This is a genomic window from Streptomyces sp. DH24 (genome assembly GCF_029813775.1).
Taxonomy (GTDB): Bacteria; Actinomycetota; Actinomycetes; order Streptomycetales; family Streptomycetaceae; genus Streptomyces.
Map to the genome: position 1 here is coordinate 10,324 of NZ_JARVKW010000007.1, position 14,830 is coordinate 25,153.

11 protein-coding genes are annotated in these 14,830 nt (G+C 72.8%); 8 read left to right on the forward strand and 3 right to left on the reverse strand.

What is annotated here, in order from left to right; all coding sequences use genetic code 11:
* Window positions 1–12: 12 nt before the first annotated feature.
* The 6 genes from scy to QC282_RS07620 all read left to right on the forward strand — a co-directional run bounded on the left by scy (window position 13) and on the right by QC282_RS07620 (window position 9,085).
* Window positions 13–3,855, forward strand: coding sequence for a polarized growth protein Scy (gene scy, locus QC282_RS07595; RefSeq protein WP_279548457.1), 3,843 nt, complete (start codon window positions 13–15; stop codon window positions 3,853–3,855).
* A 182-nt stretch (window positions 3,856–4,037) separates the two neighbouring features.
* Entirely contained in the window at window positions 4,038–4,973 is a 936-nt protein-coding gene (locus QC282_RS07600; protein WP_279548458.1) for a cellulose-binding protein, read from the forward strand.
* Window positions 4,974–5,058: 85 nt separating this feature from the next.
* Window positions 5,059–6,063, forward strand: coding sequence for an ABC transporter ATP-binding protein (locus QC282_RS07605; RefSeq protein ID WP_279548459.1), 1,005 nt, complete (start codon window positions 5,059–5,061; stop codon window positions 6,061–6,063).
* A 1-nt stretch (window position 6,064) separates the two neighbouring features.
* A complete protein-coding gene (locus QC282_RS07610) occupies window positions 6,065–6,835 on the forward strand; it encodes an ABC transporter permease (RefSeq protein ID WP_279548460.1) in 771 nt (256 codons plus the stop codon).
* A gap of 169 nt (window positions 6,836–7,004) precedes the next feature.
* A complete protein-coding gene (locus QC282_RS07615; RefSeq protein ID WP_279548461.1) occupies window positions 7,005–8,219 on the forward strand; it encodes an ABC transporter ATP-binding protein in 1,215 nt (404 codons plus the stop codon).
* The gene (locus QC282_RS07620; protein ID WP_279548462.1) at window positions 8,216–9,085 is read left to right on the forward strand and encodes an ABC transporter permease subunit; all 870 of its coding nucleotides are present in this window, start codon (window positions 8,216–8,218) and stop codon (window positions 9,083–9,085) included. Before QC282_RS07615 ends, QC282_RS07620 begins: the two co-directional genes overlap by 4 nt.
* Before the next feature lie 20 nt (window positions 9,086–9,105).
* Here QC282_RS07620 and QC282_RS07625 read toward each other — a convergent pair whose 3' ends face one another.
* Entirely contained in the window at window positions 9,106–9,444 is a 339-nt protein-coding gene (locus QC282_RS07625) for an ATP/GTP-binding protein (protein WP_279548463.1), read from the reverse strand.
* Between the two features lie 264 nt (window positions 9,445–9,708).
* On the opposite strand from QC282_RS07625, the gene QC282_RS07630 reads away from it, so the two are divergent.
* Window positions 9,709–10,737 carry an LLM class flavin-dependent oxidoreductase gene (locus QC282_RS07630; RefSeq protein ID WP_279548464.1) on the forward strand — a complete coding sequence of 343 codons (1,029 nt, stop codon included), beginning with the start codon at window positions 9,709–9,711 and terminating at the stop codon, window positions 10,735–10,737.
* A 72-nt stretch (window positions 10,738–10,809) separates the two neighbouring features.
* On the opposite strand, the gene QC282_RS07635 is transcribed toward QC282_RS07630, so the two are convergent.
* A complete protein-coding gene (locus tag QC282_RS07635) occupies window positions 10,810–11,202 on the reverse strand; it encodes an SCO5389 family protein (protein ID WP_279548465.1) in 393 nt (130 codons plus the stop codon).
* Between the two features lie 289 nt (window positions 11,203–11,491).
* Between QC282_RS07635 and nucS the strand changes: the two genes are divergently transcribed.
* A complete protein-coding gene (gene nucS / locus QC282_RS07640) occupies window positions 11,492–12,163 on the forward strand; it encodes an endonuclease NucS (RefSeq protein ID WP_279548466.1) in 672 nt (223 codons plus the stop codon).
* Window positions 12,164–12,297: 134 nt separating this feature from the next.
* On the opposite strand, the gene QC282_RS07645 is transcribed toward nucS, so the two are convergent.
* A complete protein-coding gene (locus QC282_RS07645; protein WP_279548467.1) occupies window positions 12,298–14,796 on the reverse strand; it encodes an ATP-binding protein in 2,499 nt (832 codons plus the stop codon).
* Window positions 14,797–14,830 lie beyond the last annotated feature (34 nt).

The following is a 14,830-nucleotide window of genomic DNA, read 5'->3' on the forward strand; positions in this document are numbered from 1 at the left end:
TGGGACCGCGCAGTGCGGGGCTACGAGAGCCAGGAGCGGGAGCCGGCGGCTGACGTCGACCACCTCACTCGGTTCGAAGCCGAGATGAAGCGGCTGAAGACCGAGCGGGAAAAGGCGATCCAGCACGCCGAGGACCTCGGCTACCAGGTCGAGGTGCTGCGGGCCAAGCTGCACGAGGCGCGGCGCACCATCATGTCCCGGCCGGCCTACGACAGCGCCGACATCGGGTACCAGGCCGAGCAGTTGCTGCGCAACGCGCAGGTGCAGGCCGACCAGATCCGCGCCGACGCCGAGCGCGAGCTGAGCCAGGCGCGGGCGCAGACCCAGCGGATCCTCCAGGAGCACGCCGAGCAGGCGGCCCGTCTCCAGGCCGAACTGCACCAGGAGGCGGTCACCCGCCGCCAGCAGCTGGACCAGGAGCTGGCCGAGCGCCGGCAGACCGTCGAGTCGCACGTCAACGAGAACGTGGCGTGGGCGGAGCAGCTGCGCGCCCGCACCGAGCAGCAGGCCCGCCGCCTGCTGGAGGAGTCCCGCGCCGAGGCCGAGCAGGCGATGGCCGCCGCCCGCGCCGAGGCCGAGCGGCTGACCGCCGAGGCCAGGCAGCGGCTGCAGGCCGAGGCCGAGTCCGCCCGCGCGGAGGCCGAGCAGCTGCTGCGCCGGGCCCGCGCGGACGCCGAGCGGCTGCTGAACGCGGCGTCGACGCAGGCCCAGGAGGCCACCGACCACGCCGAGCAGCTGCGGACGTCGACGGCCACGGAGTCGGAGACGGCGCGCCGTCAGGCGCAGGAGCTGAGCCGGGCCGCCGAGCAGCGCATGGCTCAGGCCGACACGGCGCTGCGCGAGGCGCGGGCCGAGGCGGAGAAGCTGGTCGCCGAGGCCAAGGAGGCCGCGGCGAAGGCGCTGGCCAGCGCCGAGTCGGCGAACGAGACGCGCACGCGCACCGCCAAGGAGCAGGTCGCCCGGCTGGTCAGCGAGGCCACGAAGGAGGCCGAGTCCACCAAGGCGGAGGCCGAGCAGCTCGTCGCTGACGCCCGCCGGGAGGCCGAGAAGCTCGTCGCGGAGGCCGCCGAGAAGGCCCGCACGATCACCGCCGAGGAGACGGCGACGCAGCTGTCCAAGGCGGCGAAGACCGCCGAGGACGTCCTCAACAAGGCGTCGGAGGACGCCAAGAAGACCACGAAGGCCGCCGCCGAGGAGGCCGAGCGGATCCGCTCGGAGGCCGAGGCCGAGGCGGACCGGCTGCGCGCCGAGGCGCACGACATCGCCGAGCAGCTCAAGGGCGCGGCGAAGGACGACACCAAGGAGTACCGCGCCAAGACGGTCGAGTTGCAGGAGGAGGCCCGCCGGCTGCGCGGCGAGGCCGAGCAGCTGCGCGCCGACGCCGTCGAGGAGGGCGAGAAGATCCGCGCCGAGGCCCGCAAGGAGGCCGTGGCGCAGATCGAGGAGGCGGCGAAGTCCGCCGAGGAGCTGCTGGCCAAGGCGAAGGCGGACGCGGACGAGCTGCGGACGACGGCGCAGGCGGACAGCGAGAAGGTCCGCACGGAGGCCATCGAGCGCGCGACGACGCTGCGCCGGCAGGCCGAGGAGACGCTGCAGCGCACGCGTCAGGAGGCCGAGCGGCACCGCGAGGAGGTCGTCGAGCAGGCCGAGGCGCTGCGGGCGGACGCCGAGCGGGCCGCGCGGGAGCTGCGCGAGGACACCGAGCGGGCCGTCAAGGCGCGGCGCGTGGAGGCCGCCGAGGAGCTGCTGCGGCTCCAGACGGAGGCCGAGGAGCGGCTCGCGGCGGCCGAGCAGGCGCTGAGCGACGCCCGCGAGGAGGCGGCCCGGATCCGCCGCGAGGCGGTCGAGGAGACCGAGCGGTTGCGCGGCGAGGCCGCCGAGCGCATCCGTTCGCTGCGGCAGCAGGCCGAGGCGGAGGCGGAGCGGCTGCGCACCGAGGCCGCGTCCGACGCGTCCGCGTCGCGTGCCGAGGGCGAGGCCGTCGCCGTACGTCTGAGGTCGGAGGCCTCGGCGGAGGCCGAGCGGCTGAAGTCGGAGGCGCAGGACAGCGCGGACCGGATGCGTGCCGAGGCGCAGGCGGCGGCCGAGCGGCTCGCGGCGGAGGCGTCCGAGACGCTGGCCGCGGCGCAGGAGGAGGCGGCCCGGCGCCGCCGCGAGGCCGAGGAGCTCCTCGGCTCCGCCCGGGAGGAGGCGGACCAGGAGCGGCTGCGGGCCCGCGAGCAGAGCGAGGAACTGCTGGCCTCCGCGCGCAACCGCGTGGAGGAGGCGCAGGCCGAGGCCGTGCGTCTGGTGGAGGAGGCCGACCGGCGCGCCACGGAGATGGTGTCGGCGGCCGAGCAGCACGCGCAGCAGGTGCGGGACTCCGTCGCGGGTCTGCACGAGCAGGCGCAGGAGGAGATCGCCGGGCTGCGCAGTGCCGCCGAGCACGCGGCGGAGCGCACCCGCCGGGAGGCCGAGGAGGAGGCGGACCGGGTCCGCGCCGACGCCTACGCGGAGCGGGAGCGGGCCACCGAGGACGCCAACCGGGTCCGGCGTGCCGCGCACGACGAGGCGGAGGCCGCCAAGTCGCTGGCCGAGCGCACCATGGCGGAGGCGATCGCGGAGGCCGAGCGGCTGCGCTCGGACGCGTCCGAGCACGCCCAGCGGGCGCGTACGGAGGCCGCGGACAAGATCGCGCAGGCCGACCAGGACGCGGCGCGCACCCGGGCCGACGCCCGGGAGGACGCGAACCGGATCCGGTCGGACGCGGCGACGCAGGCGGACACGCTCATCACGGAGGCGCGCAGCGAGGCGGAGCGCCTGACGACGGAGACGGCCGCCGAGGCGGAGCGGGTGCGGGCCGAGTCGGTCGCGCAGGCCGAGAAGCTGGTCGCGGACGCCTCCGAGGACGCGGAGCGGCTGCGGGCGGAGGCCGCGGAGACGGTCGGTTCGGCCCAGCAGCACGCCGAGCGGCTGCGCGGCGAGGCCGAGCGCGTCAAGGCCGACGCGGAGGCGGAGGCGGAGCGGCTGGTGTCGTCGGCGCGGCAGGAGGCCGAGCGGACGCTGGACGAGGCCCGCAGGGACTCCAACAAGCGGCGTTCGGAGGCTGCCGAGCAGGTCGACAAGCTCATCACGGAGACCACCGCGGAGGCCGACAAGCTGCTGAGCGAGGCGCAGCAGCAGGCGCTGAAGACGACCGCGGACGCGGAGGCGCAGGCCGACACGATGGTGGGCGCGGCCCGCAAGGAGGCCGAGCGGCTCGTCGCCGAGGCGACGGTCGAGGGCAACACCCGCGTGGAGAAGGCCCGTACGGACGCGGACGAGCTGCTGGTGGGCGCCCGCCGGGACGCGACGCAGATCCGGGAGCGGGCCGAGGAGCTGCGCGACCGCATCACGTCGGAGATCGAGGAGCTGCACGAGCGGGCCCGCCGCGAGTCCGCCGAGACGATGAAGTCGGCGGGCGACCGCTGCGACGCGCTCATCAAGGCCGCCGAGGAGCAGCTGGCCAAGGCGCAGGCGAAGGCCAAGGAGATCGTCTCGGAGGCGAACTCGGAGGCGGGCAAGGTCCGTATCGCCGCCGTGAAGAAGGCCGAAGGGCTGCTCAAGGAGGCCGAGCAGAAGAAGGCCACGCTGGTCAGGGAGGCCGAGGAGCTCAAGGCCGAGGCGGTCCGCGAGGCGCGCCGCACGGTCGAGGAGGGCAAGCGCGAGCTGGAGACCCTGGTGCGGCGCCGCGAGGACATCAACGCCGAGATCTCCCGGGTCCAGGACGTGCTGGAGGCGCTGGAGTCCTTCGAGGCGCCGGCCGCCGGCAAGGACAGCGGCGTGAAGGCGGGCGCGGGCGCGACACGATCGGGTGGCAAGTCGTCAGAGAGCTAGCGAAGGAGGGTGCTTGTGCTGTCTCCTGGGACCTTTGACTACCCTCTTGGCAAGCCGTCCGACGGTTAGCCACTCAAAAGAGGTGTCATTCTCCAGATCAATCGGGCTTCTGCTCGATGACACGCCGTTCGGACCCCTAGGATTCCCCTATCACCTCACCGGTCTCATTCGACAGGAACCCCATGAGCGACACTTCCCCCTACGGCTTCGAGCTTGTGCGGCGTGGGTACGACCGCGCTCAGGTGGACGAACGAATCTCCAAGCTCGTCTCCGACCGTGACAGCGCTCTCGCCCGCATCACCGCTCTGGAAAAGCGCATCGAGGAGCTCCACCTCGAGACGCAGAACGCCCAGGCGCAGATGAACGACGGAGAGCCGTCGTACGCGGGTCTCGGCGCGCGTGTCGAGAAGATCCTTCGCCTCGCCGAGGAGGAGGCGAAGGATCTGCGCGAGGAGGCCCGGCGCGCGGCCGAGCAGCACCGTGAGCTCGCCGAGTCGGCGGCCCAGCAGGTGCGCAACGACGCCGAGGCCTACGCCTCCGAGCGCAAGTCGAAGGCGGAGGACGAGGGCGTCCGGATCGTCGAGAAGGCCAAGGGCGAGGCTTCGCAGCTGCGCGCGGACGCGCAGAAGGACGCGCAGTCCAAGCGCGAGGAGGCTGACGCCCTCTTCGAGGAGACCCGCGCGAAGGCCGCCCAGGCCGCCGCGGACTTCGAGACGAACCTCGCCAAGCGCCGCGAGCAGTCCGAGCGCGACCTGGCGTCGCGTCAGGCCAAGGCCGAAAAGCGGCTCGCCGAGATCGAGCACCGGGCGGAGCAGCTGCGCCTGGAGGCGGAGAAGCTGCGCACCGACGCCGAGCGCCGCGCCCGTCAGACGGTGGAGACGGCGCAGCGTCAGGCCGAGGACATCGTGGCGGACGCCAACGCCAAGGCCGACCGGATCCGTTCGGAATCCGAGCGCGAGCTGGCGGCGCTCACCAACCGCCGCGACTCCATCAACGCCCAGCTGACGAACGTGCGCGAGATGCTCGCCACGCTCACCGGTGCCGCGGTCGCGGCGGCGGGCACGCCGGGCGAGGACGAGCCGGTCTCCCGCGGGGTTCCGGCGCAGCAGTCCCGGTAACGTCCGGACGCACGACGGCTGAATAGTGCGGGGTCCTCTGCCACTGGGGTGGCAGAGGACCCCGTCCCGTTCTAGCGTGGCTCGCATGATCGAGCTCGAGGGGCTGACGAAGCGGTACGGCGAGAAGGTGGCGGTCAACAACCTCACCTTCGCCGTGAGACCGGGTGTCGTCACGGGGTTCCTCGGCCCGAACGGCGCGGGCAAGTCGACGACGATGCGCATGATCCTGGGCCTGGACCGGCCGACCGCGGGCGACGTCCGTATCGACGGCAAGCACTACGACCGTCTGAAGGAGCCGCTCAAGTACATCGGGGCCCTGCTGGAGGCCAAGAGCGTGCACGGCGGGCGCAGCGCCTACAACCATCTGCTGTGGATGGCGCAGAGCAACGGCATCCCCACCCGGCGGGTGCGCGAGGTGCTGGACACGGTGGGCCTGTCGGCGGTCGCGAAGAAGAAGGCCAAGGGTTTCTCGCTGGGCATGAGCCAGCGGCTCGGCATCGCCGCCGCGCTGCTGGGCGATCCGCGGATCCTGATGTTCGACGAGCCGGTGAACGGGCTCGACCCGGAGGGCATCCACTGGATCCGCACGCTGATGAAGACGCTGGCCTCCGAGGGCCGTACGGTCTTCGTCTCCTCGCACCTGATGAGCGAGATGGCGCTGACCGCGGACCATCTCGTGGTGATCGGTCAGGGCAGGCTGCTCGCGGACACCTCCATGGCCGACTTCATCGAGCGGAACTCCCGCTCCTACGTCAGGGTCCGCACCCCGCAGCGTGAGCGGCTGCTGGACGTGCTGCACGAGGCGGGCGTCACGGTCGTGGAGTCGGGCAACGGGACGCTGGAGGTCGACGGTTCCAAGGCCGAGCAGATCGGGGAGCTGGCGGCGCGGCACCAGATCGTGCTGCACGAGCTGAGCCCGCAACAGGCATCGCTGGAGGAGGCGTTCATGCAGCTGACGGCGGAGTCGGTGGAGTACCACGCGCATGCCGCGCCGGCCGCGCGGACGCTGCCGGGTCAGCAGGAGCCGGCGCAAGGGCCGGCGCAGGGGCCGGGAGAGCGGCAGTGGGGCGACGGCTGGAGGAGGAGCTGACATGGCGGCGACCCAGGTCCTGCGCTCCGAGTGGACGAAGATCAGGTCGGTGGCGTCGACGGTGTGGACGCTGTCCGTCGCCGTCGTCGTGACCGTCGCCCTCGGCATGCTGATCGCGGCCCTGTCGAGGAGCGAGTTCGACGACATGAGCGCCCGGGACAAGCTGTCCTTCGACCCGACGTTCATCAGCTTCGCCGGCATGAGCCTCGGGCAGCTCGCGATGATCGTGTTCGGGGTGCTCGTGGTGTCGAACGAGTACAGCAGCGGCATGATCCGCAGCTCGCTGGCGGCCGTACCGCGGCGCGGCACGTTCCTGTTCGGCAAGCTCGCGGTGGCCACGGCCCTCGCGCTCGTCGTCGGCCTCGTCACGAGCTTCGTGGCGTTCTTCCTGGGGCAGGCGATGCTCGGCGAGCACCGGGCATCGATCGGCGACGACGGTGTGCTGCGCGCGGTGATCGGCGGCGGGCTCTACATGACGCTCATCGCGCTGTTCTCGATGGGGGTGGCCGCGATGCTGCGCTCGCCGATGCTGTCGCTGGGCATTCTGATGCCGTTCTTCTTCCTGATCTCCAGCATCCTCGGCAACGTCTCCGCGACGGAGAAGATCGGCCGGTTCCTGCCCGACCAGGCCGGCAGCAAGATCATGCAGGTGGTGCCGCCGCTGGACGACGACACCCCGTACGGGCCGTGGGGCGGGCTGGGGATCATGGCGCTGTGGGTGCTGGCGGCGCTGGTCGGCGGCTATCTGGTGCTGAAGAAGCGCGACGCCTAGCGCTCTGCGTCCGAACGGGCCCCGGGGGCGACTGGTGGCGACCGGTTTCCGCCGGGACTTTGCTCGGGTTTTGCTCTGTCTTGAAGGGAACCGTCAGCGCCCGGATATCCTCCTAACCCTTACGGGGGCGTATGCCCTGCTGTCCTGAACCTTTCGATGGGTGCGGAGCATGATCGAAGCAGTCGGCCTGACCAAGCGCTACGGCGACAAGACCGCTGTGTACAACCTGTCCTTCCAGGTGCGGCCCGGTGCCGTCACCGGCTTCCTCGGGCCGAACGGCTCGGGCAAGTCGACGACGATGCGCATGATCCTCGGCCTGGACAACCCCACCGCGGGACATGTGACGATCGGCGGCTTTCCGTACCGCAAGCTGCCCAACGCCCCCCGCCAGGTCGGCGCGCTGCTCGACGCCAAGGCCGTGCACGGCGGCCGTTCCGCCCGCAACCACCTGCTCTGTCTCGCGCAGCTGTCCGGCATCCCGGCCCGCCGGGTGGACGAGGTGCTGGGCGTGGTGGGCCTCCAGGACGTGGCGAAGAAGCGCTCCAAGGGCTTCTCGCTGGGCATGGGACAGCGGCTCGGCATCGCCGCCGCGCTGCTGGGCGACCCGCAGGTGCTGCTGTTCGACGAGCCGGTCAACGGCCTCGACCCCGAGGGCATCCTCTGGGTGCGGAACCTGATGAAGGCGCTGGCCGCCGAGGGCCGCACGGTCTTCGTGTCCTCCCACCTGATGAGCGAGATGGCGCTGACCGCCGACCACCTCATCGTCATCGGGCGCGGCCAGCTGCTCGCCGACATGAGCGTGACGCAGTTCATCTCCGCGAACTCGGCGGACTTCGCGCGCGTGCGGACGCCGGACACCGAGCCGCAGCTGCGCGAGAAGCTGTCGTCGGCGCTGGCCGAGGCCGGCGCGGGCGTGCTGTCCGAGCCGGACGGCGCGCTGCGCGTGACGGGACTGCCGCTGCCCCGCATCAGCGACATCGCGCACGAGTCGGACGTACGGCTGTGGGAGCTGTCGCCGCACCAGGCCTCGCTGGAGGAGGCGTACATGCGGATGACGCAGGGCGCCGTGGACTACCGGTCGACGACCGACCAGCGGGAAGGCCTCCAGCAGCCGCTGCCGCAGGGCCTGCAGCCCCCGATGCCGGTGCCGGGCCAGGGCCAGCCGGGCTGGTACGCGCCGCCGCCCCCGCAGTTCCAGGGCCAGGCCCCGGCTCAGGCCCCGGCGGGCCCGTACGGTGCTCACCCCGGCGCCGCGCCCGCGGCGGCCGGCCCGAACCCGTACGCCCAGGGCGCGCCCCAGACCCCGCCGGCACCCGCTCAGCCCCCGGCCGCCGCCCCTGCCCCCGCCGCCACCGACCCGACCAAGCCCGAGGACGCCCGATGAGCACGCCCCAGCACCCGATGCCGCAGGCCGCGCCCGACTGGCAGGCGGCGTCCGGCCCCGCGTATCCGACCTACACCTCGCCGATCCCGGTCGTGCGGACGCACCTCGGGCACGCGATCGCCTCCGAGTGGACGAAGATCCGGTCGGTGCGGTCGACGATGTGGACGCTCGGCGTGTTCGTGCTGCTGGTGGTCGGCATCGGCCTGCTGGCCGGCGCGGTCGTCGCGAGCTCGTCGTCGGAGGGCGACCTGTCCGGCGAGAACCCGCTGTCGCTGGGCTTCTTCGGCCTGCTGCTGGGCAGCATGTGCGTGATCACGCTGGGCGTGCTGACCACGGCCTCGGAGTACGGCACCGGCATGATCCGCACGACGATGGTCGCCTGCCCGTCGCGCGGGCGGGTCCTCGCGGCGAAGGCCGTGGTGTTCTTCGCGGTCGCCTTCGTCGTGTCGCTGGTGGCCGCCTCGCTCGTCGCCGTCGCGCAGGTGGCCATGCTGACCGGGGCCCGCGAGCCGTCCGGCGGAGAATGGCTGAAGGGCACGGTCGGCGTCTCGCTCTACATCGCGCTGCTCGGCCTGCTGTCGCTGGTCGTCGGCTCGATCATCCGGCACTCGGCGGGCGCCATCACCGTCATGATCGGCGCGGTGCTCGCCCCGTTGGTGATCGCGCTGTTCATGTTCTCGTCGTCGCTGGAGGACGTGCAGCAGGCCCTGTTCGAGTACTCCATCCCGAACCAGCTCAGCGTGTTCTACGCCAACTCCCTCAGCTCGTCCGGCCCGTCGGGCTGGGACCCGCTGTGGATCATCCTGGTGGTGACGGCCGCCGCGTTCGCCGGTGCCTACGCGCTGCTGGAGAAGCGGGACGTCTGACCCGACGTGATCCGGCGCGTTCAGAAGCGCGGCGCGCTGCGGGACCGCTGCACCCGCGTGGTGCGGCGGTCCTTCGCGTTCCAGCAGGACTTGTGCCAGTGCCGCCGCTCGTCGACGCCCGAGTGCGCGGGCCACGCCACGACGTGCGGCACCCCGTCCGGGATCAACTGGTCGCAGCCGGGGCAGCGGTACGACTTGCCGTGGGCACTCGCGCCGGACACGTGCCGCACGCTCCACTCCTCGCCCCGCCAGTCCTCCGCCGACTGCCAGCCGCCGTAGCGGCCGGGGCGGTCGTCCTCCGCGCTCCGGCCCGACACAGCACCATTGAGGCCCTTGGGCCGGTTGCGACGCGGGGACACAGGACACCTCTCGGGGCTATACAGGAAGTGGGCTGTGTCCAGCCTACGCGTCCCCGCGGGGGGTACGCGTACGACGCCAAACACCACAAGTCCCCTGCTGGAGCTGTGCAGGGCCCTCGCCGGAGCACCGCATTTCAGGCACGTCCGGGCGCATTCTGCAGACAATCCGCAAATCCCCTCGCCCGACCGTGTCCTCGGCACGTGTCAGACGGTTATGCCCTGCGAGGGGGAGCTCCGCGTCGGAGCCAGGAAGCAGGAAAAGCAATGCGCGTAGGAAGTTTCGTGTTGGCGGCCCAGTTCCCGGGTCAGGGCCAGGGGGAAGCGCTGCACCGCGCGGTCCGCTCGGCCGAGGTCGCCGAGGAGGCGGGTCTCGACGCCGTCTGGCTGGCCGAGCACCACTTCGTGCCCTACGGCACCTGCCCGTCGGCGGTCACGCTCGCCGCGTTGCTGCTCGGCCGCACCCGCCGCATCCGGGTCGGTACGGCGGTGAGCGTGCTGCCGACCGCCCACCCGGTGGCGCTCGGCGAGCAGGCCGCGCTGCTGCACGTGACGAGCGGCGGCCGGTTCTCCCTGGGCGTGGGCCGCGGCGGCCCGTGGGTCGACCTGGAGGTGTTCGGCTCGGGCCTCGCGGCGTACGAGAGCGGTTTCCCGGAGTCGCTCGACCTGCTCGTGCGCTGGCTGCGCGACCCGCGGGTGGCGGCCGCGGGCGAGCGGTTCCGGTTCCGCGAAGTCGCCGTCGTACCGCGGCCGTCGGAGTCCCTGTCGGACGCCGAGGGACCGGAGGTCGTGGTCGCCTGCACCTCGCCGGCGAGCGTGCGGCTGGCGGCCGAGCGGGGCCTGTCGATGCTGCTGGGCATGCACGTCGGGGACGAGGAGAAGGCCGAGATGGTCGCCCTGTGGGGGCGGCACGCGCGCGCCGTCGGCCGCCCCGAGGCGGAGATCCGGGACGCCGCCCACGTCTCGGCCGGCGTCTGCCAGATCGCCGACCGGCGCACGGACGCGGCGGAGACGCTGCTGAAGGCGATGCCGGGCTGGCTGAAGCAGGGGCTGGAGGCGCATGTCACGGTCGACGGGCGGGTCCGTCGGATGCGCGACCCGATGGCGTACACCGAACTGCTCTGCGGGCTGCACCCGGTGGGCACGCCGCGGCTGTGCGCCGACCGGCTGGCGGCGACGAGCGAGCGGACCGGCATTTCCCGCTTCGCCCTCCTCGTCGAGGGCTCGGGGGACCTGGCGGCCACCGAGGAGAACATCCGCCGGCTGGGCACGGACGTCCTCCCCCAACTGCACTGAACGGACGGAGAGCTTGCCGCTCCGGTACAACCGCACCTCCCGCGTACGGAGCGGCAAGACGGCTCTCCTACGTCAGCAGTCCCGGAACTCCGGCGACTGGTTCAGCAGCTGGCTGCGGACCGAGGTGAAGCGGGCGAGCTTCTCGTCGACCGTGGTGTCGAGCGGGAACACCGCCACCCGGTGGCAGTTCTGGAAGGCAAGTCGCACACCGAAGTGCCGCTGCAGTGCGCCGCGTATCGCGTCGCTCGCGAGCGCACGCAGCAGCTGACCGCGCGCCTGCTCGTCCGGCGGGGGCGTCTGGTTGTCGGCGAAGTCTCCGCCGTCCACCTTCAGCTGGGCCACCAGGGAGCTGATCATCTCCCACGCATAAGGCAGGGAGGTCCGGACGCAGTCGACGAATTCAGCTTCGTCGACCTCGCCTCGCTCGGCCTTCTCGAGTAGGGCCGGTGAGACGTCGAGCGACATGGGTTCTCCTCTCGCACCCCCGAACAGCAGGGGTTGCCGGACAGTAAGGGAGTGCGCGATGTCGAACACGCTGCGTACACACATCGCGACCTCCCGTTCAATACGGTAAGCAACCGATCGGGGCCGCACCAGGAGAATGGGCAGATGGAGACGTCCCGTTGGGCACACAATCAGCCACAAACGAACAGGTGGGTACCGGTAAATTAAGGGCGCCCCACTGGGCCCTCCCGTGCGGCGCCGGGGTGGGCGAATCGCGTGCACCGGCACCGGTCGAGTAGCGTTGCCGACCATGCGTCTCGTCATTGCCCGCTGCTCCGTGGACTACGCCGGGCGGCTCACCGCCCACCTTCCGTCGGCCCCTCGCCTGATCCTGGTGAAAGCGGACGGCAGCGTCTCCATCCATGCAGATGACAGGGCCTACAAGCCCCTCAACTGGATGTCGCCGCCGTGCACGCTGAAGGAGGGCGGCAGTGACGACGAGGGCGTCTGGACCGTCGTCAACAAGGCGGGCGAGAAGCTCATCATCACGATGGAGGAAATCCTCCACGACTCCACGCACGAACTGGGCGTGGACCCGGGCCTGATCAAGGACGGCGTGGAAGCACACCTTCAGGAGCTGCTCGCCGACCGCATCGAAACGCTCGGCGAGGGCTACACGCTCATCCGCCGCGAGTACCCGACGGCGATCGGCCCGGTCGACATCCTGTGCCGCGACGCCGACGGGCAGACCGTGGCGGTGGAGATCAAGCGCCGCGGCGAGATCGACGGCGTGGAGCAACTGACCCGCTATCTCGACCTGTTGAACCGCGATCCCCACCTGGCGCCGGTCCGCGGCATCTTCGCGGCCCAGGAGATCAAGCCCCAGGCGCGCGTCCTGGCGACGGACCGGGGCATCGGCTGCACGGTCCTGGACTACGACGCCCTGCGCGGCATCGAGGACGACAAGCTGAAGCTGTTCTGACCGGCGCCGTGGCCGCGGGCACACGTGGCCGCCCGGGGCGGCACGGGTGGGCAGCGCCCCCCGCCCAGCGCCCCCGCCCAGCGGCCCGGCCCCGGCTGCACCCCGGGCACCGGGCGGCGCCCACCCCGTGACGCTCAGATCAGCGGCGGCGGGCTGCTCGACTCACTGGCGCCGGCACTGCTGCTGCTGGACGCGCTCGCCGAGTCGGTCGTGGACGGACTGGTGGACGTCTCGGACTCGGTCGGCGTAGGACTCTCCGTGGGAGTCTCCGTCGGCTTCGTCGGGGTCGGCGACGGTGTCGAAGACCTCGTAGGCGTCGGGGACTTCGTCGGACGGCTCGTCGGCGACTTGGACGGCGTGTCCGTCTTGCTCGGGCTCCGCGTCCCGCTCGGCCTGTCCGACGGCTCGTCCGAGGACGACGCCGACGGCGTGGGGTCGTCGGACGTGCCCAGCGTCCCGTCGGGCCCCGGCTCCGTCGGCCGGCTGGTCGCCTTCCCGGTGTCCTCGGCGTCCCCGGCGTTCTCCGGCGTGTCCGCCAGGTTGCCGTCGCCGATGCCCTGGCTGGCGGACGGGTTGACGCCCACGTTGTCGGACGGGTTCTCCCCGTCGTTCCCGGACGTGGCGCCCAGCGTCACCACCGTCCCGAGCACGGCGACGAGCAGCGCGCCCGCCCCGCCCGCGACGACGTTGCGCCGGGCGTAGGCCCTGATGCCGCCGCGTGTCCTGCGGGACGCGGCGGCTCCCCTCGACGCGTTCCGGGCGACGGCGGTCGGCACGACGCCGGCGGGCGGCTTGAGCGGCGGGAAGGCCGTCGGCACACCACACGCGGGCGACTCCGACTCGTCGTGCGGCGCGTCCGGCGCCCCCTCCCCCGCGGTGAGCGCGAGGCCGGGGCTGCCGGAACGGTCGGCGACGAGGGCGAGGGCGCGCCGCCCGGCGACGGTGCCGCGCTTGTCGGAGAGGGCGCCGCGCAGCCCGATGGACGCCTCCAGTTCGGCGCGGGCCCGGTCGTACTGTCCGCCGCACAGCGCGTGGATGCCGAGTTCGTGGTGGAAGTAGGCCTGTTCGGCGACGTCACCGGCGAGCCGGGCGGCCTCGGCGCCGGACCGCAGCGCCCGTTCCCAGGCGGCCCAGTGCAGTCCCGCCGCGAACGCGGGCGCCGAGGTGCGGGCCAGCTGGACGGCGATGTGCCCCTCGTCCCCGTCGTCGTCCTCGCCGGACGCCGCGCCGGAGGCCGTGGTGAGCGGCGCGAGAACGGCGAGCGCGGCGAGGATCGCGTCGGCCTCCACGCACACGCGCTCGGGCGTGACGGAGGGGTGTCCGGCCCACCAGGCGTAGTGCTGGGCGACCGCGGCGGCCCGGTGCTCGACGTCGTCGGCGAACCCGGCGGCCTCCAGCTGGGCCTGCACACCGGCGGCGAGCCGGTAGCGGGAGCCGACCGGGGAGACCAGACCGCAGGCGGTCAGCTCGCCGAGCGCGGCGTCGGCGTGGGTGTCGCCCACGAGGGCGGGCAGATGGGCCGGGTGGGGCACCTCGCCGCCGAGGGCGACGGCGAACCGCAGCGCGGCGCGCGCGGAGCCGCTCAGCCGGGAGGCGAGCAGCGGCGCGGGAGCGGCGGCCTCGCCGAGCGACGGCAGGAGGATCTCGTCGCCCGTTCCCGGCCAGACGTGCATGTCGTCGGGCGGGGAGTCCTCGAAGACGCCGTACTCGTCCACGGCGGAGCTGCCGGCGCGCAGCCGGTCGCGCTGCCGCAGCAGGGCACCGGCCTGCACGAAGCGCAGCGGCAGGCCCTCGGACTCGAACCAGAGGTCGCCGGCCCAGTTGGACTCGTCCTCGGTGAGTTCGCGTCCGACGACGCGCTCCAGCAGGTCCAGCCCAGCGGCCCGTTCGAGACCGGTGAGGGCGACCTCCTCGACGCCGGACTCGGCGGACGGGGCGGGCACGTCCGGCGTGGCCGACATCAGGAAGGCGCACTCGGGGGTGGCCTCCAGCAGCGCGTCGAGCCCTTCGCCGCCGAACTCGATGTCGTCGAGGAGGACGACGACGCCGATGTCGCGGACGCAGGCGAGCAGTTCGTCTCGTTCCGGGCGGTGCAGACGCGCGTGGTGGACGGCGTGGAAGAGGTCGTGGAGCAGTTCGTCCGCGGTGCGGTGGAAGCCGCTGAGGCGTACGACGCCGTCGGGGGCGAGGTCCGCGCAGTCCTCGGCGACGACGTCGAGGAGGCGGGTGCGGCCGGAGCCCGCGGGCCCGGTGAGGCGTACGGAACGGCCGCGGGCGAGGAGGCGGACGAGGTGTTCGCGTTCGTCCTGGCGCTGGAGGAGCGGCAGCGCGGGCTGCGGCGGGCCCGGCGGCACGGGCGGCCGGGCGGCACGGTCGATGTCCGCGCGCTCGGCGGCGCCGTACTTCTGCGGCCGGCCGGGCCGTTCCCCGGGCGGACAGATCGCTATCTCGCTGCCGTCGACGGGGTTGACGGTGAGCAGGTGCTCGCCCGCGACGACTCGCACCGTGCGGGCGAGCGCGGGTGCGTGCTGGGCGAACTCGGGTGTGAGGGTTTCCCTGGGCGGGCGCTGGCGCGGCCCGTGGCCGGCACCGTCATGGCCGTGCGCCTCAGGTCCCCGGTTGTTCGGGTCCATAGGTCCAAGCCCCCCAAAAGCGTCGTGTGCTGGT

Excerpts from the sequence above, each read along its gene's own strand:
- QC282_RS07600 (WP_279548458.1), top strand. The coding sequence starts at position 4,038 with ATGAGCGACACTTCCCCCTACGGCTTCGAGCTTGTGCGGCGTGGGTAC.
- QC282_RS07605 (WP_279548459.1), top strand. The coding sequence starts at position 5,059 with ATGATCGAGCTCGAGGGGCTGACGAAGCGGTACGGCGAGAAGGTGGCG.
- QC282_RS07610 (WP_279548460.1), top strand. The coding sequence starts at position 6,065 with ATGGCGGCGACCCAGGTCCTGCGCTCCGAGTGGACGAAGATCAGGTCG.
- QC282_RS07615 (WP_279548461.1), top strand. The coding sequence starts at position 7,005 with ATGATCGAAGCAGTCGGCCTGACCAAGCGCTACGGCGACAAGACCGCT.
- QC282_RS07620 (WP_279548462.1), top strand. The coding sequence starts at position 8,216 with ATGAGCACGCCCCAGCACCCGATGCCGCAGGCCGCGCCCGACTGGCAG.
- QC282_RS07630 (WP_279548464.1), top strand. The coding sequence starts at position 9,709 with ATGCGCGTAGGAAGTTTCGTGTTGGCGGCCCAGTTCCCGGGTCAGGGC.
- QC282_RS07635 (WP_279548465.1), bottom strand. The coding sequence starts at position 11,202 with ATGTCGCTCGACGTCTCACCGGCCCTACTCGAGAAGGCCGAGCGAGGC.
- nucS (WP_279548466.1), top strand. The coding sequence starts at position 11,492 with ATGCGTCTCGTCATTGCCCGCTGCTCCGTGGACTACGCCGGGCGGCTC.
- QC282_RS07645 (WP_279548467.1), bottom strand. The coding sequence starts at position 14,796 with ATGGACCCGAACAACCGGGGACCTGAGGCGCACGGCCATGACGGTGCC.